Raw genomic sequence first — 17,813 nt, forward strand, 5'->3', positions numbered from 1 at the left:
ATCACCCGGACCGGAACTCTCGCACTCGATTTGGGCCCCCAGATGAGATGTCCTCCAAGTGCCCGGGGATCCGGCACACCAGCTTTCCGGAGCTGCGGACTTGGAGCTCGGCCACGCGGTCCGACCCCTGCGCGAGGTCGATCGGGTCGAGAGAGGATGGAGCATGCGCGTGCGGCAGAGCTCCCTCATGTCGCATCCGGTGTGATCAGGAGGTCTGGAAGATGAGTGAGCTCTACCCGCCCGTCGAGCCGTACGAGAAGGGGATGCTCGACGTCGGCGACGGCAACCTCGTCTACTGGGAGGCCTGCGGAAACCCGGACGGCAAGCCGGCACTCGTCGTCCACGGCGGGCCGGGATCAGGATGCGGGACGGGGGCGCGCCAGTACTTCGACCCGGAGCGCTACCGGGTCGTCCTGTTCGACCAGCGGGGCTGCGGCCGCAGCACCCCCCACGCGAGCGAACCCACGACCGACATGCGCCACAACACCACCGGGCACCTCATCGCCGACATGGAGCGGCTGCGGAATCACCTGGGTGTCGAGCGCTGGCTGCTCTACGGGGGCTCGTGGGGCTCCACGCTGATCCTGGCCTACGCCGAGGCGCACCCGGAGCGGGTGTCGCAGATCGTCATCGCCTCCGTCACCACCACTCGGCGCTCCGAGATCGACTGGCTGTACCGAGGTGCGGGCCGGTTCTTCCCCGAGCAGTGGGAACGCTTCCTCGAAGGAGCCGGCGGCACACCGCGGGACGGCGACGTCGTGGCTGCGTACGCACGCCTGATGGAACATCCGGACGCCGCGGTACGGGAGAAGGCCACGGCCGACTGGTGCGCCTGGGAGGACGCGGTCCTCTCCGGAGAAACGAACGGCGCCTCCAACCCGTACGGCGACCGCCCGCCGGCCGCGCAACTGGCCCTGGTCCGCATCTGCTCGCACTACTTCTCCCATGGCGCTTGGCTGGAGGAAGGCGCGCTCCTGCGCGATGCGCACCGCCTGGCCGGGATCCCGGGCGTACTGGTCCACGGCAGGCTCGACCTGGCGGGCCCCCTCGACACCGCATGGGAACTCGCCCGTGTCTGGCCCGATGCCGAGCTGACCATCGTCGACAACGCAGGCCATCTCGGCAGCGACACGACCCGCGCCCACGTGCTCAAGGCTCTCGACCGTTTCGCTCGCCAGGGATGAGACCGCCGATCCGTCGGCGCGCCACCCGCCGTCGATCCCGCCGTCCCGGGCGCCGAGGCCCCCGAGTGGCCGACGCAGCGAAACGCTCTGGACCGGGTGACCTCGTCGAAGCGACCATACGGGCATGGAGTTCCTCTGCTACCACCGTGACCGGCCCGGCTCTCTGGCGCTGCGCGACGAGTTGCTGGAAGAGCACTGGTCCTACATGGACCGGTACGCGAAGGAGATGATCGCGCGGGGCCCGACCCTCACCGACGACGGCAGCGCACCCACCGGCAGCGTGCACATCCTCGACCTGCCCGACCCCGCCGCCGCCCGCGCATTCGCCTTCGAGGAACCGGGCTACCAGGCCGGCGTCTACCGGGACGTGCTGCTGCGACGGTGGCGCAACCTGCTGGGACGCACCATGTGGGACTTCCCCGGCGGGCGGACCGGCGGCAACCGGTACCTGGTGCTCGGCCTCGGCACCGGCCTCGGCACCGGACGGGCCGCCGACCTCGCCGTGCCGGCCGACCGGGACGAGTTGATCGCCTACGGGCCGCTGCTGTCCGACGACGGCGCCACCTGGCTCGGCACGGCGGTGTTGGTCCGCGCGCCGGACCGGGACACGGCACGCGCCGTCCTGACCCGGGACCGGTACGCCGACATCGAGGTGCACAACTGGCAGTTCGGCGGTCGGCCGTCGTGATCCGACGACGTCCGTCGATGCCGCCGCCACAGGTCCCGGCCGCGGACTTCTGTCCCCGGCCCCAGGTGCGAAGGCGTGTTGGGTTAGGTTCCGAGACGTGACTCACGATCGCGGACGACTGCTGGCGGGCCGGTACCGGCTGGCCGAACTGCTCGGCCAGGGCGGCATGGGGATCGTCTGGCGGGCCCTCGACGAGCAACTCGGCCGGGAGGTCGCCCTCAAGGAACTCCGGCTCCCCGACGACCTCGACGCGAACCGGCGCGACGCCTGGATCGGCCGCCTCGACCGTGAGGCGCGCGCGGCCGCCAGGCTGAAGCACCCGGGGGTGATCACCGTTCACGACCGGATAGCCGGCGACGACGGCCGCCCGTGGATCGTGATGGAACTCGTCCACGGCCGCTCGCTCGACGACCTGATCAAGGAGGGCGGCCCGCTTCCGCCGGGCGAAGTGGCCAGGATCGGGCGGCAGGTCCTGGACGCGCTGCGCGCCGTGCACACCACGGGCGTCACCCACCGGGACATCAAGCCCGCCAACGTGCTGCTCGAAGGTGAACGGGTGGTGCTGACCGACTTCGGTATCGCCGCCGTGGAGGGCGAGCCCGGTCTGACCCGCTCGGGGGCCCTCATGGGGACCCCGGTCTACATGTCCCCCGAGCAGGTGCGCGGTCTCCCTGCGACCGCCGAATCCGATCTGTGGTCCTTGGGGGCAACGCTCTTCACCGCCGTGGAGGGTCACCCTCCGTTCGGCGGCTCCGGTTCCTGGGCAGTCTTCGTCGCCGTCGCCACCGAAGAACCCGCCCCGGCCCTCCGCGCCGGGGACCTCGCCCCCGTCCTGACGGGCCTCCTCCGCAAGGATCCGGCGCAGCGGCTCACCGCCGAGGAAGCGTACGACCTGCTCGCCGGACCGGCGGGCGAAGCGGAGCACTCGGGGCCGGCGCCCGCGCGGACGTCCGCGTCCACGCTGCGGCTGGGTGCGGCGCCCGGCCGGGTCCCCGGAGCGGGACTGCCGGACCCGCCGGCGCACGGCCCCGCCCGTCCTGCCCGCCGGCGGCGGTACCTGATGGGCGGCCTGGCGGCGATCGCCTGGCTGCCGCCCTGAGCTCGATGCCCTGGTGGTTACCGGGGCACGGATCTCCCGGCGACGAGACCGGCCGTACCCGCGCGACCGACTCCACGGCGCCCACCGCCCACTCCCCGTCCCCTTCCCCTGCCGCACCGACCACGGCCACCTCCTCCACCTCCACCCCCACCCCCACCCCCACCCCCACCCCCACCCCCACCCCCACCCCCACGTCCAAGGCCACGCACGCCCCCCTCGACCGCCAAGGCATCGAGCGCGTCTTCGCCCTCTACATGAACGGCCTGGCCCAGCACGACATGACATCGCTGCGCCGAGGCACCTGCCCCCGGCTGCGCGCGAGCCTGCTCGGATTCGCCCTCAACGGCTACTTCGTGGACCGCTGGGAACTCCAGCCGTACGAGATCCCCCCGAACACGGACCTCCTCAGCGTGGAAGCGAAGATCACCCGGCGGGACCCCGAGACCGGGAAACTCGCGGGCGAGGTCCTCAACCAATGGATCATCGAGCGGGACGCGGACCAGCAGTACTACGTGTGCGGGTGGCTGAACGAGGAGTGACCCCGTCCGGTCGGCTTCTGCCGACGCCCACCGGCCGCGGTACGTGCAGCGGCCGGCGTGGCCTTCCAGCCGTCACGTCCTCAGCATGGAACCGACCTCAACCTCGGCCAGGCCGACAAAGAGCTGCCGTTCGGCTTGCCTGGCGTCGTGTATCCGTACGTGCCCGCTGAGCGCATGCGCGCCCTTGGTCGGTGAAACCGAGCAGCTCGGTTGAGCTGTGCGGTACCTGATCCGCATCGCAGTGAACGGCACACCGTCGCCGGCAGGCGGTCAGTCCTTGCTCGCCGCCTGCCAGCTCATTCCCCAGCCGTAATGGAGGTCCACTGCCTGCTGGTTGAAGATGCCGGGCGGCGGCAGGATGTACTGGGCCTCCCGCCGCACGGTCAGCTCCCCGCCCACGTTCTCGATCAGTGCGATCGCGGCGACGGGCGAAGCAACCGTGCACTCGTCCAGACGCACCTCGATCGACGGCCCGGTGGGCGGATACAGCGTGGCGACCCCTTGTAGGCCCGCGAAGCTGGACGCCCCGGCGTAGATGGACACGAACACCAGGATGCGCCTGATCTCGGATGCGTGATCAAGATTGATCACGAGGTTCTCGCCGTCCTCACTCCCGCCGGTCCGGTCGTCCTGATCCAACCGGATGTACGGCGGCTGCTCGAACGAGCCGAACTGGTTGTTGATGGGGTGGACGATCCCTGTCGTTCCGTTCTGAAGCTCCCACAGACAGGAAAGATCGAGGTCGATGTCCTCCAGCCGGTTGGCGTCCCTCCCCTTGTTCATCCAACCTCGCGGCGGCTTGGCGGCGCTCCACGAAAGATGGACCCGCATGCCCCCTGAAGTGGCGCCTTGTTTGGTCAGCGAAATCGTGGGTGCCGTCTTCGTCAAGGTGATCTTCGACAGTGACGGGGGCTGGGGGCGTGCGGGAGACGGAGCCTGCGGCGCAGGGGGAAGTGGCGCGGGGACGGAGGACGTCGCCGGACGAGTTGCCTGTTGCGGGGGCGGAGTCGTGGCGGGTTCGTCAACGGTGATGCCGAAGTCGGTGGCGAGACCGGCCAGGCCGGAGGCGTATCCCTGTCCCACTGCCCGAAACTTCCATGCGCCGTTGCGTCGGTACAACTCCCCGAGCACGAAAGCGGTTTCCGATGTGGCGCCCGTGGCGTCGAACCGTGCCGTCTCGCGGCCGCTCTGCGCATCCAACACGCGTACGAACAAGCCGGAGACCTGACCGAAGGTGCGGTCGGTGGAAGCTGCGACCACCACGGTCCCGATGTCCTGTTCGACCGTGGCCAGAGCCACGCCGATCGTCTCGATCGTGCCCGTGCCGTCCTGGCGCCGGCCCTCGTGACGAACGGCCCCACTCGGATGGACAGGTTGGTTGTAGAACACGAAGTCGTCGTCGGACCGGACCTTTCCGGCCGGCGTCAGCAACAGGGCCGAGACGTCCACGTCAGGGGTTCCGGGGCCGCCTCGCCAACCAAGCTCCACCCGGACCTCGGTACTCGCCACCGGTACATTGGCACCTTTTTGCAAGGCCACGGAGATTCCTTTCCCTTGCTTCAGCCACTGCCGCTCCTGCAGCGTACGAGGTACCGGCCATCTCAGGGCGGGGTGTCCGACAGAATGCCGAAGGTTGTGGGCGTCGGCTCGAGGCGGTCGACGCTTCGGTCCGGGAGGAGCCCGTCGCGACGATCGAGAAACCGACCGATGACTCCCCGACCGCTGCGATGACGGGTGTGGGCGAGGGCGGCGGGCATCCGGGCCCTCGTCCCGGGTGGTCTCGGTAATCAGTAGGTGGGGCAGAGGTTCGCTTCTACGGCGCGGCGAGGTACGTCGCGCGCTGTGCAGGCGCAGGGCTGGGCGGGATGCCGGTGGCAGCGGCGGCCGAGGCGGGCGCGTTCGGGTCCGCGGACGGCGCGGCCTTCGTGGCGTCCGGCGCCGGACTTGCGGCGGCGGGAGCCTTGGTGTCGCTGGAGCAACCGGTGAGGGCGAGGACCCCGGCGGCGGCGAGGATGGTGACGGCGTGGTGTGTGCGCATCGAGTCGGCGTCGCCGTGGCGGGGGTGCTCCGGGCGGTCCGTGATCATCCTGTGACGCGCGAAAGCCCCGCACGCGGCAGCCGTACGTGCACTCGCCGACAGCCTGAGCCGGGGGAGTCGGACAGCCCGGCGGCGTCGGTGGACCGCGGCGAGCGGCGCGCGCCCCGCCGACCGCCGATTCGGCCTCAACCGGAACAGGCCCTGCGTGTAGTTACGTGGCTGAAGAACTATGCGCTCGGCGAGTGAAGTTGGGCGAACTCGTCAGCGAGCAAGCCCATCATGACGATGTCGAGATGTCGGCCGGCAGAGAACACCTGGTCGCGGAGGCGACCTTCTTCAACGAAACCGAGCTTCCGTTGGAATGCCAATGAGCCCTCATTGTCCGCGAAGACCCGCGCTCCGCACTTGTGAAAGCGCCGCTCGTCGAACATGAAGCGCAGTAGCATCACCACCGCTTCCGACGCGTAGCCCTTGCGTCGATGACCAGCTTCCATCGTGATGCCGTACTCGAACCAGCCCGCACGTGAATCAGCCCGGTGCGAGCCAATGGCACCGACTGTCTTTCCCGTCTCGACCGCCTCGATCGCCAAACCGAAGCAGTCGCCGTCGGACTTGGCGGTGGCCTGTTCCTTCGCCCAGGTGCGGAATCCCTCCGCGGAACGAGGTGGGTTGAGCAGGTCTCCCAAACGTTCCTCGTCCTCGGCGAAACGCATGAACGCGCTCCAGTCGTCAGGCTCGATTCCGCGCAGGCGTACCCGTTGACCAGTCCAGTACGATGTCATCCCCTATTTGATCATGTTTCAGCGTGCGAGGTACAGGCTTTCAGGCAGCTTCGGATGGCCTTTGATCCGGCGTTTTACAGATCCCTGAACTCGACGGGCCGGACGAAATCCGGCGGATCCCGCTGGACCTTTCCACCCGGTGCCACGAAACGCCGGACCCCCCGGCAGCAGGCCGCCGCCAGGCGTGTACGCCGGGCCTCCGGCGTCCGCGACTTGTGCGTACGACCCCGGCCAGGTGATCTCCCCGTTGCCCTGACACAGAGGTCACGGAGTCTCTATCTTCGGTGGTGCCGGGGAGAACGCGGGCAGGGCGGGGGAAGTGGCGAACGGATCGGCGAACGGGTCGGGGGACGCGCTGCAGCCGCGGCATCTGGTGCTGTCGTTCGGCCAGTCCCTCGAGCGCACCGAGGACGGAGACTCGCCGAGGCCCGATCTCGACCCACTCGACCAAGCCCCCGAACACGCCTCGCAGGTCGCGCACGCCTTCTCCGGTCTCGGCTACGCGGCGGCCGAGGTGGTCGCCCCGGGCCGGAACTTCGCGGAGCGGGTCGAGGCAGCGTTGGAAAGCGCGCACGCCGACGTGCTGGTCGTGCATTTCGCCGGGCACGGCGAACTCGCACGTCACGGCAGCGGGCAGCTGTACCTCCTGGACGGTGCGGGCAGCCCCATGCAGCCGCCGGTGAGCCGATGGCTCGAGCTGATCGAGGATGACCAACTCGACCACCGGCCGATGACGCTGTTCATCCTGGACGTCTGCCACGCGGGGCAGCCGGCCGTCCTGTCGTGGCACGGGCAGATGGACCCGGCCGCGCGCCGGGCCTGGGTCCTGGCCGCCACCGGCCCCACGGACCGGGCGTACGACTTCCGGCTCAGCCGGGCGCTGGTGAGCGTACTGGCGAAGTACCGCTCGGGCGAGATCCGCTTCGATCCGTCCGTCCGGTACATCCCTGCGCCCGCCGTCTGGCGGGAGATCGGCCACGCGGTGGACGGCCTGTGGCAGCAGGCCGACGGCCTGGAACAGCAGATCGGCACGAGCCTCGTACCCTCCCACTCGGACCTCTCCCATCTGCCGTTCTTCCCCAACCCCGCCTACCGGGAGGACGAAAACCCCGTCGCCGGTCTGCCTCCGGAGATCGCCCGGCTCACGGACTGGGCGGGGATGGACCCCGGGCACTTCATACGTCGCGCCGGTGGCGCCGAGCCCGTCGGTCGGGGCTGGGAGAAGGGCTACTTCGCGGGCCGCGAGGAGGAGCTCGGCGAACTCACACCCTGGCTCGACGGGACCACGCTCGCCCCCGGCCTGCGCGTCGTCACCGGCAAACCCGGTGCGGGCAAGTCCGCGCTGCTGGGCATCCTCGTCTGTGCCGCCCACCCGTTGCTGCGCGAACACACCGAGCTGCTCTGGCGGGCGCTGGGCGAGCGGGCACCGGGGAAGAACGAGCGGATCGCGGTGGTCCACGCCCGCCGGCTCGCGCGTGAGCAGATCGTGGACTCCCTCGCCCGCCAGTTGCGCCAGATCCGTGGCCCTGCTGATCCACCGGGGGCGTCCGGAGGCAACCCCGTCGAGCCGGGCGCCGAGCCACCGGACCCGATCGGGGAACCCGCCGACTTCCTGCTGAGCTTGCTGCCCGCCGACGGACCTCCGGTCACCGTGATCGTCGACGCCCTCGACGAAGCGATCCTGCCCGAGGAGCTCACCACCACCGTCCTGACCCCTCTCGCCCGGCACGCACAGACGCCGGGAAGCCGGATGCGACTGCTGGTCGGCACCCGCGACGACCCGCGGTTCCGCGCACTGCTCGACCTCGCCCACGCCGACAACGGCTGCACCGACCTCGGCACGACCAGCCCGGCCACGCTCCGCCGCGCGCTCGGTACGTACGTCGGCCGGCTCTTGACCACCGATGGGTCCCCGTACGCCGACGCCGCCCGGCGCCCGGCATGCAACGCCCTCGTGGGGGCCATCGCCGGGCAACTCACCGACCACGACGACCAGGACCCGTACGAACGGCGCGAGGCCTTGCAATGGGGCGAGTTCCTGACCGCCGGGCTCTACGTCCACTACCTCCTGAACACGGAGCAGGCCCGGGACACCGTGGAGGACGCCGCCGACCTGGGCCGCGCCGTCCCCCGCACCCTCCCCGCCTTCCTCGACCTCGACCTGCGACGCCACGGCGCACGTCCGCTCCTGCGCCCGGTACTGACGGCCCTGGCCTTCGCACAGGGCCGGGGGATGCCGGAATCCGTACTCGCCGAGGCCGCGGTGGCCTTCACCGCATCCGGGGACGCCGGCCCGGTCCCGTGGAAGGAACTGCAAGAACTCCTCGACGGCGAGGCGCGCTTCTACCTGCGCCGCGAGGTCGACGACGACGGAACCACGCTCTACCGGCTCTTCCACGAGGGCCTCGCGGACTGGATGCGGGACAACCCGGCCGGAACGCACCCCGCAACGGACGGCGCCGGGCGGACGATGACAGGAGCCTCCCTGCGCGTCGCGCTGTACGAGCGGCTGATGGGATGTGTGGACCGCGATGACGCGGGCCGCCCTCAGTGGGAGCGTGCCCTCCCGTACCTGCTGCGCCACATCGCCCGGCACGCGGTGGACGCGGGCCGGGTCGACGCACTCATCGAGGACGTCGGCTTCCTCGTCCACGCCGACCCTCACGGCCTCGCGGAGGCCATGGCCCATGCCCGCTCCGACCAGGCCCAGCTGAACGCCGCCGTGTACCGGGCTTCCTGGGGCGTCCACCGGAACCTGCCCGCAGGAGCCAGGCGCCGGCTGCTGGCCCTGGACGCGGCCCGTTTCGGCCACCGGAGACTGCGGGCCGAGTTGCCGGGCGACCGGGACTGGCACGTGCGGTGGGCCACGGGGAGCCAGGTCTCACCGTCTCTGGTCCGCGTCCTGCCCGGGCTCGGCGAGCCGGGCCACGGCCTGTTGATGGCGGTGGTGGAGCTGGACGGCCGCCCGCACGTGATCACCGTCGGGTTCATGCAGCCGGCCGGAGTGTGGGACCTCACCACGGGAGCGATGATCCGGACCCTGCCGCTCACCGGCCTCACGCGGTCGATGGCCGTGGCGGAGGTGGACGGCCGGCCGCTTCTGGTCGTCGACGGCCACCACGGCCGGGTACTGGTGTGGGACATCGCCACCGGGGCCTGCATCCGCACACTGACCGGCCACACCGGAGACGTGACGGCAGTGGCGGTCGGGCAGCTGAACGGCAGGCCGCACGCGATCACCGGCGCCGAAGACGGACAGGTGCGGTCCTGGGACCTGGCGACGGGAACGTGCGCCCATGACCTGGCCCACCTGCGGGCGGAGAAGCTGTTCGTGCTGAGCGGCCGGGTGTACGCGGTCGTCGAGCGCGCGGGCGGCTGGGGCCGCCACACGGGTGTCCGGCAGTGGGACCCGGCCACTGACACATGGACCCTCCCGCTGGGACGTTACGACGGGCTGAGGGACGTCGTGGCGGTGGCAGAGGCGAACGGCCGCCCGCACGCCTTCACCTCGCGCCATGACGGTCAGGTGGAGGTCTGGGACCTGACCGCCGGGGAGTGCGTCCGTACCCTGACCGGCCACACCGAGGAGGTCTCGACGGCCGTCGTGGCACAGGTGCACGGCAGGCCGCACGCCTTCACAGGCGGCCGCGACGGCCAGGTGCGCGTCTGGGACCTGGCCACCGGCGAGTGCGTCCACACCCTCACCGGCCACACCGAGAACGTTCCCGTGGTCGAGGTGACGGAGCTGAACGGCCGTCCGCACGTCCTCGGCGCCGGCTGGGACGGTCAGGTGCGGGTCTGGGACCTGGCCAGGGGCGTCCCCCGTCAGGCTCTGGCCGGCCACACCGGCGCGGTGACCGCCGTCGCCGCGGTGGAGCTGGACGGCCGTCCGTACGCCATCACCGGCGGCGGTGACGGGGACAGCTCGGTGCGCTTGTGGGACCTGGACACCGGCGAGTGCGTCCGTACCCTGACCGGCCTCCTCCGTGAGGTGTACACGATCACGGTCGCGGAACTCGACGGTCGCCCGCTCGTGGTCGTCGGCACGGCACAGGACGAGGTCAAGGTGTGGGACCCGGCCACCGGCGACGTCGTGAGCACCATCCGCACCGGTCGGCGCTTCCAGGTGCCGGCGGCGCTGGCCGTACTGGACGGTGACCCGCACGTGATCACCACGACCATAGACATGGAGGGAGATGGGGTGGTCGAGGCCTGGGACCTGGCCACCGGTACCCGAAGGGGCCCGGCCGCCAACGGGCAGTACCAGGTCTACAGGACCCACGCGATGGAGGTCGCCTCGCTGGAAGGACGTCCGCACGCGATCGACTGCGGCGCCTTCTACGACGTGTGGATCTGGGACCTCGCCCCCGAAAGACTCGAGCACACCCGCGTTCTCGCCGGTCACACCGGCGCGGTGTACACCGTCGCGGTCACGGAGCCGGAAGGCCGCCCGTACGCGGTCACGGGAAGCGAGGACGGGACCGCACGGCTGTGGGACCTGAACACCGGTACCTGCGTGCACACCCTGGCCGGCCACACCGGCGGAGTACGGGCGGTTGCCGTCGCGGAGCTGGACGGCCGCTCGTACGCGGTCACGGGAAGCGAGGACGGGACCGCGCGGTTGTGGGACCTGGACAGCGGTACCTGCCTCGCCACATTCCACCTCCCCGGCACCTGTAGCGCCGCGGCCGTCACCCGTGACGGCACGGTCGTCCTCGGCGTCGTCAACGAGGTCGTCGTCCTCGACATCACCACACCCCTGAAAGGCAGGACCCGTTGACCAGCCCCCTCGCCCCGGCCCCGGCCCTGCGGATCGTCGCCGTCCACGGCATCGGGAACAGCTTCGGATCCGGAGTCCGAGCACCCCGCTCGGAGGAGCTCCGCGCACTGAAGGCCGACCTCTGGACCCGGCACCTGGCCGGCGGTCTCGGCGTCGCGCCCGACCGGATCGACCTCGACTTCGCCTACTACGCCGACAAACTGGCCGGCGAACACGTCGCCCAGGGGGCGGGGGACGACGACCTCCTGGATGATCCGGCGTCCGAGATCCTGCAAGGGCTGGCCCGCGCGCTGGGAGTACCCGACGAGGCGGCACAGGGACACGCGACGATGCCGCTGCGGGCCCTCTCGTCCTGGGTGGCCCGCAGGTTCGACCTCGCGGAGGGGCCGCTGCGGGTGTTTCTGCGCATGTGGTGCGGTGAGGTCGCCGCCTACCTGAGGGCACCGGACGCCCGCGAGCGGCTGGCGGCCCGCGAGGAAGTGGCGGAACGGATCGCCCGCCACCGGCCCCGGATCGTGATCGCCCACTCCCTGGGCTCGGTCGTCGCCTACGAGGCCCTGCACGCCCACCCGGAACTGCAGCCCGAACTGTTCCTCACCCTGGGCTCGCCCCTTGCGCTCCCGCGAGCGGTCTTCGACCGGCTCACCCCCGCACCCCGCCCGGACGGCTCCGCCGCGAGAGGAGCCGGCATGCCCGGCGGCACGCGCTGGGTCAACATCGCCGACCCCGGCGACCCGGTCGCCGTCCCTCCCCACCTCGCCGGCTTCTTCGACGGCATCAGCCTCGACCACACCACCACCGTCGGCGGCCTGTTCCGCTTCCACCACGCGACGAGCTACCTCCAGTCCGCGACGACGGCCGCCACCGTCGCTCCGTACCTCGGCATCTGAGTCGGCCGGCAGGCCGCTGGTTCGGGCATGCGGAGGTGCCCGGAGCCGTGGCGGCTCCGGGCACCTGTTTCAGACCATGGCCGCCCGATCGGTCGGGTGGCCGGTCGGTCAGAAGGTGAGCTTGAAGTCGGTGATCGTGCCGACGTCGGCGGCGCCCTTGTCCTGGACCTTCAGCTTCCAGGTGCCGTTGGCCGCCACGGCCGAGGCGTTCACCGTGTAGGTCTTGTCCAGGTTCGCCGTGGAGTCCGAGGAGGAGTTCTGCAGGCGGTACGAGGTCCCGTTGGGGGCCACGAGGTCGATCTGGAGGTCACCGATGTAGGTGTGGGTGATCTTCACACCGACCTTGAGGGTGCTCGGCGCGTTGCCGGTGATGCCGGTGACGGCGACCGACGAGGTGACCGCCGGGCCGGGGGAGTCCGGGATGGCCACGCGGGTCGTGCTCTCGAAGACCTTGCCCGGGGTCGGGTTTCCGCCGCCCGAACGGGCGCCGACGTTGACGGCGGCCCAGGCGTCGGTGACGCCGTTGACCTCGGCGCTGCCGGCCCCGTACAGCTCGGTCGCCGCCGCGATCGTGCCGGCGCGGGCACCGGCGTAGTCCGTGGTGGAGTTGAACTTGGTGGTGAGCGCCTTGTACCAGATGAGCTGTGCCTTGTCCCGGCCGATGCCGGTGACGGGCAGGCCGTCTGACGTGGGCGAGTTGTAGCTCACGCCGCCCACGACCTTCGCGCCGGATCCCTCGGAGGCCAGGTAGAACCAGTGGTTGGCCGGGCCCGAGGAGTAGTGGACGTCGAGGTTGCCGACGCCGGAGTACCAGGCGTCGGCGGAGCCGCCGTCCTTGCTCGGCTTGTCCATGTAGCGCAGCGGGGTGCCGTTGCCGTTGATGTCGATCTTCTCGCCGATGAGGTAGTCGCCCGGGTCGCTCGCGTTGTTGGCGTAGAACTCGACGGACGTGCCCATGATGTCGGAGGTGGCCTCGTTCAGGCCGCCCGACTCGCTGCTGTACTCCAGGCCCGCGGTGGCCGCGGTGACGCCGTGCGACATCTCGTGGCCGGCGACGTCCAGCGAGGTCAGCGGGTCGTTGTTGTTCGTCCCGTCGCCGTACGTCATGCAGAAGCAGCCGTCGTCCCAGAACGCGTTGACGTAGGCGTTGCCGTAGTGGACGCGGGAGTAGGCGGCGACGCCGTCGCCGCGGATCCCGGAGCGGCCGAAGACGTTCTTGTAGAAGTCCCAGGTGACCCCGGCGCCGTAGGCGGCGTCGGCGCCCGCGGTGGCGGCGTTGGAGTTGGCGCCGTTGCCCCAGGTGTCGGTCGACTGGGTGAAGAGCGAGCCCGTGCCGGACGTACCGTGGTTGAGGTTGTACGTCTTGTGGCCGCCGCGGGCCGCGTCGTTCAGCGTGAAGCTCGAACCGGACGACGAGGTGCCGAGGGTGACCTGGCCGCTGTAGTGGGTGTTGCCGACACCGGTCTCGATGCCCTGCCACTGGTGGAGCTTCGCGCCCGTCTTGGCGTCGGTGATGACGTGGAGCTGGTTGGGGGTGCCGTCGTCCTGGAGGCCGCCGACGACGGTCTCGTAGGCCAGGGTGGGCACGCCGTTCGCCATCCACACGATCTTGCGGGGGGCGGCGTCGGCCTTGTCGGCCTTGGAGCCGACCGCCTTCGCGGCGTCGAGGGCCTTGGCGGAGGCGGCCGCCGGGGCGTCGGCCGGGGCGGAGGTGGACACGCCCTGGAGCTGGGCCTCGGACGCCTTGCTGACGCTCTGGGTGCGGTCGGCCGCGGTGCGGTTGACGACAAGGTCGCCGCCGAGGACGGGGAGTCCCTCGTACGTGCGCTCGTACCGGGTGTGGGTGGTACCGTCCTGGTCCTTGACCACGTCGTGGACGAGGAGCTTCTCCTGCGGGCCGAGGCCGAGTTCCTTGGCCGTGGCGGCCGTGGTGCTCTGCGCCTTGGCTATGAGCTCGGCGCGCTGGGAGGGGGAGAGCTGCGCGGGGAGCGCGCCCGGGTTGCGGACCTGGCCCTTGGGGGCGGCCGCGTTCGTGGACGGGTCGGGCTGCGCGTTGGCGGTGCCGGCCTGGACGCCGACGGTGAGGAGGGCGGCTGCGGCGAACAGGGCGCCCATGGCGGTGGTGTTCCGCCGGTGCGTGGACTTCACGCGGACTCCTTCGATGCGTGGGGGGTGGAACCGGCGGCCGGGATGAGGCCGGCCGGGCGGAGCTGTCGATCTCGTCCTGTTGGGGATGTGGAGAGGTTGCCGGCGATCCTCATGATCGCCATGGACACGTCAGGTATTGGCCGAAACCCGTCCGGATTTCGCCCTACAGCGTCCGCTGAACGGACGCTCGGGTCCTGTATGGATGGGCCTATTCGCCGCTAACTCGCCTTATTTCGGGCGGTGCTTGATGCGGGTCAAGACAGTGAATGGCGTATTTCGCGATCAGGTAAAGCGTTCGGCATCAAGCGTCAAACAATCTTGTTCTGAACATGACTTGACAGGTCTGGTCGCGGAGAAGTCGCTCCGAGCGGCGCCACCTCCCAAGGGAGTCCGCAATGCATCCAGCCCGTCGAACGTGGCCGCGCGCCGCGGCCGTCACCGCCGGGGCAGCCGGCCTCGCACTCACCGCGGCCGCTCCGGTGGCCGGGACCCTGACCGCCTCCGCGCACGACCCCGCGTTCCCGCGCACCGTGGCCCGTCCCGCCGTCGCCGGCCACCAACTGGTCCGTGCCGTGGGAAGTCCGCTCTCCGTCGAGGAGTGCCGGACCAAGTGGAAGATCGCGTGCTACACCCCGCCGCAGTACCGAGAGGCGTACGACCTCGACCCGCTCTACGAGGCGGGCATCACCGGCAAGGGCCGCACGATCGTGATCGTGGACTCCTTCGGCTCGCCGACCGTCCAGCACGACCTGGACGTCTACAGCAGGCAGTTCGGGATACCCGGCACCAAGGTGCAGGTGGTCAAGTGGGGCAACGTCCCGAAGTGGGACCCGAAGAAGGCCGACATGCTGGGCTGGGCCGGCGAGACGACCCTCGACGTGGAGATGGCCCACGCGGTGGCACCGGACGCGAAGATCGTCCTGGTGGGGACGGCGGTCGGGGAGACCGAGGGCACCATCGGGCTCCCGGAGATGATGGACGCCGAGAAGGCCCTGATCGACCGCGGCATCGGCGACGTGATCACCCAGAGCTTCGGCGCGACCGAGAACACCTTCCCCGGCTTCGACAGGGGTGACTTCTCCGCCATCGGCAAACTGCGCTACGCCTTCGAGGCCGCCGCCCGCAACCACGTCACCGTGCTCGCCTCCTCAGGCGACGGCGGCGCGTGGCTCTACTCCAGCTACGACCCGGCGGCCACGGGCTGGGACGTCTCCGGCGGCACCAGCGAGGCCGGCCCGCTGTTCGCCGGCATCGTGGCCCTGGCCGACCAGGCCGCGGGCAAGCGCCTGGGCGACATCCACGAGGCGCTGTACCGCCTGTACGGGCGCTCCGCGTACGACCGTTCCACCGGCATCGTCGACGTCAACGACGGTACGAACAACGGCTACCAGGGCGTCACCGGCTACACCGCGGTGAACGGCTACGACATGGCCACCGGCGTCGGCACCCTTGACGCGGCCCGCTTCGTCCCGGCCCTCGCCCGCGAAGGACGCCGCGGCTGACACCCCGTCCGGGTCGGTCAGACGAGCGCCGGTGCGGGAGCCGGCAGGTACGGGGCGATGTTGCGCCAGGCTCGCTCGACGTATGCCTCCTTCTCGCCGACCGGGGCGACGTAGTGCAGCGCGCCTTCGGCGGCTTCCTTCCCCTTGAGGCGCGCGATGATCCAGGCGGCGAGGTAGGGCGAGGCCAGGCAGCCGCCCGCGGTGGCGATGTTGTCCTTGGCGTAGAAGGGCTGGTTGAGGACCTCGATGCCGGCGGCGACGACCCATGGCTTGGTGGTGAGGTCGGTGCAGGCGGGGATGCCGCCCAGCAGGCCGAGTCTGGCCAGCACGAGCGCGCCGGAGCACTGCGCCGCGATGAGCTGGCGCGAGGGGTCCAAGCCCCGCAGGACGTTCATGATCGCCGGGTCTTCGGTGACCTCGCGGGTGGCGATGCCGCTGCCGACGATGACGGCGTCGGCGGCGCAGGCCTCCTCGAGAGTGGACATCTGCTCGATGACCACCCCGTTCATCGACGTCACCTTGGGGCCGGGGGTCGCGATGGTGACGCGCCAGTCGTCGGACTTGAGGCGGCCCAGTACACCGAGCGCGATCAGGGAGTCGAGCTCGTTGTAGCCCTCGAAGGTGAGGATGGAGATGTGCGGCACGACGGGTGTCCCTTCCGGATGGGTGAGATGCGACCGTAAGGACCCGCGAGCAGGACAGTCAAAGAATTGTCATGGATACAATCCGGCGCATGGCTGCCCCGCGATACAAAAAGCTGGTCGACGCGCTCGCATCGGAGATCCGGACCGGGCGCCTCGCCCCCGGGACACGGCTGCCCACCCACCGCGCTCTCGCCGCCCGCGAGGGCATCGCCCTGGTGACCGCGACCCGGGTCTACGCCGAGTTGGAAGCGGTGGGCCTGGTGAGCCGAGAACAGGGCCGCGGCACGTTCGTGCGTGACATCGCGGTCCCCGCCGGTCATGGCATCGATCAGCAAGCCGTCGGCGCAGACGCGGTCGACCTCAGCTTCAACTACCCGTCGCTGCCCGGCCAGACCGATCTCCTACGGCAGGCCCTGCGGGAGGTGGCCACCTCCGGTGATCTCGACTCGCTGCTGCGCTACCAACCGCACCGAGGGCGTCCACAGGACAGAGCCTCCATCGCACGACACCTCGGATGCCGGGGGATCACCGCCGACGCGGATCGGATCCTCATCGCCAACGGTGCCCAACACGGCCTGGCCATCACCGTCATGGCCATGCTGAGCGCCGGCAACGTCGTCGCGGTCGACGCACTCACCTACCCGGGTTTCAAGGTGCTCGCGCACGCCTTCCAGCTCGACCTGGAGCCCATCCCCATCGCCACCGACGGACCGGATCTCGATGCCCTGGAAAGACTGTGCGCGACCCGCCCGGTGCGCGCGATCTACACCATGCCCACCCTGCACAACCCCCTGGGCTGGGTCATGCCGGCAGCCGACCGTACCCGCCTGATCAGGATCGCTCGACAGTACGGTCCGCTCGTCATCGAGGACGCCTCGTACGCCTACCTGGTCGAGAACCCTCCACCGCCTCTGGTCGCGACCGCGCCGGACATCACCGTCTACGTCTCGGGTCTGTCCAAGAGCATCGCCACCGGCCTGCGGGTCGGCTTCGTCCTGGCCCCGCCACCTGCGGTGCCCTCCCTCGAGCGCGCCATCCGGGCGACCACGTGGAACACCCCCGCCCTCACCACCGCCATCGCCTGCCGCTGGCTCGACGACGGCACGGTGCGGCACCTCGAGGCGCAGAAACGAGACGACGCCACCACGCGCCAGGCACTCGCCAGGCAGGAACTGGCGGGCCTCCGGCTCATCGGCCACCCCTCGTCCTACTTCACCTGGCTGTCACTGCCCGAGGAGGCGCGCGCCGACCGCCTGACCGCCACCCTCGCACGCCGACGGATCTCGGTCAGCACGGCGGAGCCGTTCACCACCTCGACGCACACACCACAGGCGATCCGCCTCGCCCTGGGCTCGACCGACCTGGACAGCCTGAGGTCGACGCTGCGCACCGTGCGACAGGTCGCCGTCGAGGACGCCTACGCCTGAACCCGGTCTCCTGCCCTCACGCCGGCAAAAGACTTCACAGTGCGTGCGCCCGGCTGCCCCGGGCTCGCTTCCCTCGGTGACCGACGGCTGGC

At 70.5% G+C, this 17,813-nt stretch carries 13 protein-coding genes; 8 read left to right on the forward strand and 5 right to left on the reverse strand.

The features are described from left to right. Positions 1 to 221: 221 nt before the first annotated feature. The 4 genes from pip (at position 222) to ACFYZL_RS31265 (ending at position 3,510) form a co-directional block, all read left to right on the forward strand. Complete coding sequence (gene pip, locus ACFYZL_RS31250) at positions 222 to 1,184, forward strand: prolyl aminopeptidase (RefSeq protein ID WP_388683623.1); 963 nt, start codon at positions 222 to 224, stop codon at positions 1,182 to 1,184. 124 nt (positions 1,185 to 1,308) lie between these two features. Beyond that, entirely contained in the window at positions 1,309 to 1,872 is a 564-nt protein-coding gene (locus tag ACFYZL_RS31255; protein WP_384754626.1) for a YciI family protein, read from the forward strand. A gap of 97 nt (positions 1,873 to 1,969) precedes the next feature. Continuing rightward, on the forward strand, positions 1,970 to 2,971 hold the full coding sequence (locus tag ACFYZL_RS31260) for a serine/threonine-protein kinase (protein WP_388683626.1): 1,002 nt from the start codon (positions 1,970 to 1,972) through the stop codon (positions 2,969 to 2,971). Between the two features lie 5 nt (positions 2,972 to 2,976). Then, positions 2,977 to 3,510, forward strand: a complete 534-nt coding sequence (locus ACFYZL_RS31265) for a hypothetical protein (RefSeq protein WP_388683628.1) — start codon at positions 2,977 to 2,979, stop codon at positions 3,508 to 3,510. 270 nt (positions 3,511 to 3,780) lie between these two features. On the opposite strand, the gene ACFYZL_RS31270 is transcribed toward ACFYZL_RS31265, so the two are convergent. From ACFYZL_RS31270 to ACFYZL_RS31280, 3 genes are all read right to left on the reverse strand, one after another. Next, positions 3,781 to 5,049: a TerD family protein gene (locus tag ACFYZL_RS31270; RefSeq protein WP_388683630.1), complete on the reverse strand. Its 1,269-nt coding sequence runs from the start codon at positions 5,047 to 5,049 to the stop codon at positions 3,781 to 3,783. A 274-nt stretch (positions 5,050 to 5,323) separates the two neighbouring features. Then, on the reverse strand, positions 5,324 to 5,596 hold the full coding sequence (locus ACFYZL_RS31275) for a hypothetical protein (protein WP_388683631.1): 273 nt from the start codon (positions 5,594 to 5,596) through the stop codon (positions 5,324 to 5,326). A 179-nt stretch (positions 5,597 to 5,775) separates the two neighbouring features. Beyond that, positions 5,776 to 6,330, reverse strand: coding sequence for a GNAT family N-acetyltransferase (locus ACFYZL_RS31280; RefSeq protein ID WP_388683633.1), 555 nt, complete (start codon positions 6,328 to 6,330; stop codon positions 5,776 to 5,778). Positions 6,331 to 6,649: 319 nt separating this feature from the next. Here ACFYZL_RS31280 and ACFYZL_RS31285 point away from each other — a divergent pair, with 319 nt between their 5' ends. Beyond that, complete coding sequence (locus ACFYZL_RS31285; RefSeq protein WP_388683636.1) at positions 6,650 to 11,110, forward strand: caspase family protein; 4,461 nt, start codon at positions 6,650 to 6,652, stop codon at positions 11,108 to 11,110. After that, positions 11,107 to 12,000 (forward strand): hypothetical protein, encoded by an 894-nt coding sequence (locus ACFYZL_RS31290; protein WP_384746762.1) that lies wholly within the window; start codon positions 11,107 to 11,109, stop codon positions 11,998 to 12,000. The genes ACFYZL_RS31285 and ACFYZL_RS31290 overlap by 4 nt, the downstream gene beginning before the upstream one ends. 108 nt (positions 12,001 to 12,108) lie before the next feature. Here ACFYZL_RS31290 and ACFYZL_RS31295 read toward each other — a convergent pair whose 3' ends face one another. Continuing rightward, the gene (locus ACFYZL_RS31295) at positions 12,109 to 14,148 is read right to left on the reverse strand and encodes a M4 family metallopeptidase (RefSeq protein WP_384746764.1); all 2,040 of its coding nucleotides are present in this window, start codon (positions 14,146 to 14,148) and stop codon (positions 12,109 to 12,111) included. 395 nt (positions 14,149 to 14,543) lie between these two features. Here ACFYZL_RS31295 and ACFYZL_RS31300 point away from each other — a divergent pair, with 395 nt between their 5' ends. Next, positions 14,544 to 15,650 carry a protease gene (locus tag ACFYZL_RS31300; RefSeq protein ID WP_388683640.1) on the forward strand — a complete coding sequence of 369 codons (1,107 nt, stop codon included), beginning with the start codon at positions 14,544 to 14,546 and terminating at the stop codon, positions 15,648 to 15,650. 17 nt (positions 15,651 to 15,667) lie between these two features. Here the strand turns inward: ACFYZL_RS31300 and ACFYZL_RS31305 are convergent, their stop codons facing one another. Beyond that, on the reverse strand, positions 15,668 to 16,294 hold the full coding sequence (locus tag ACFYZL_RS31305; protein ID WP_388683642.1) for a DJ-1/PfpI family protein: 627 nt from the start codon (positions 16,292 to 16,294) through the stop codon (positions 15,668 to 15,670). An 89-nt stretch (positions 16,295 to 16,383) separates the two neighbouring features. Here ACFYZL_RS31305 and ACFYZL_RS31310 point away from each other — a divergent pair, with 89 nt between their 5' ends. Further along, on the forward strand, positions 16,384 to 17,721 hold the full coding sequence (locus tag ACFYZL_RS31310; protein ID WP_388683645.1) for a PLP-dependent aminotransferase family protein: 1,338 nt from the start codon (positions 16,384 to 16,386) through the stop codon (positions 17,719 to 17,721). Positions 17,722 to 17,813: the final 92 nt, after the last annotated feature.

The sequence above is a fragment of the Streptomyces sp. NPDC001717 genome, assembly GCF_042892775.1.
GTDB lineage: Bacteria > Actinomycetota > Actinomycetes > Streptomycetales > Streptomycetaceae > Streptomyces.

Excerpts from the sequence above, each read along its gene's own strand:
- ACFYZL_RS31255 (WP_384754626.1), top strand. The coding sequence starts at position 1,309 with ATGGAGTTCCTCTGCTACCACCGTGACCGGCCCGGCTCTCTGGCGCTG.
- pip (WP_388683623.1), top strand. The coding sequence starts at position 222 with ATGAGTGAGCTCTACCCGCCCGTCGAGCCGTACGAGAAGGGGATGCTC.
- ACFYZL_RS31310 (WP_388683645.1), top strand. The coding sequence starts at position 16,384 with ATGGCTGCCCCGCGATACAAAAAGCTGGTCGACGCGCTCGCATCGGAG.
- ACFYZL_RS31275 (WP_388683631.1), bottom strand. The coding sequence starts at position 5,596 with ATGATCACGGACCGCCCGGAGCACCCCCGCCACGGCGACGCCGACTCG.
- ACFYZL_RS31280 (WP_388683633.1), bottom strand. The coding sequence starts at position 6,330 with ATGACATCGTACTGGACTGGTCAACGGGTACGCCTGCGCGGAATCGAG.
- ACFYZL_RS31265 (WP_388683628.1), top strand. The coding sequence starts at position 2,977 with ATGCCCTGGTGGTTACCGGGGCACGGATCTCCCGGCGACGAGACCGGC.
- ACFYZL_RS31300 (WP_388683640.1), top strand. The coding sequence starts at position 14,544 with ATGCATCCAGCCCGTCGAACGTGGCCGCGCGCCGCGGCCGTCACCGCC.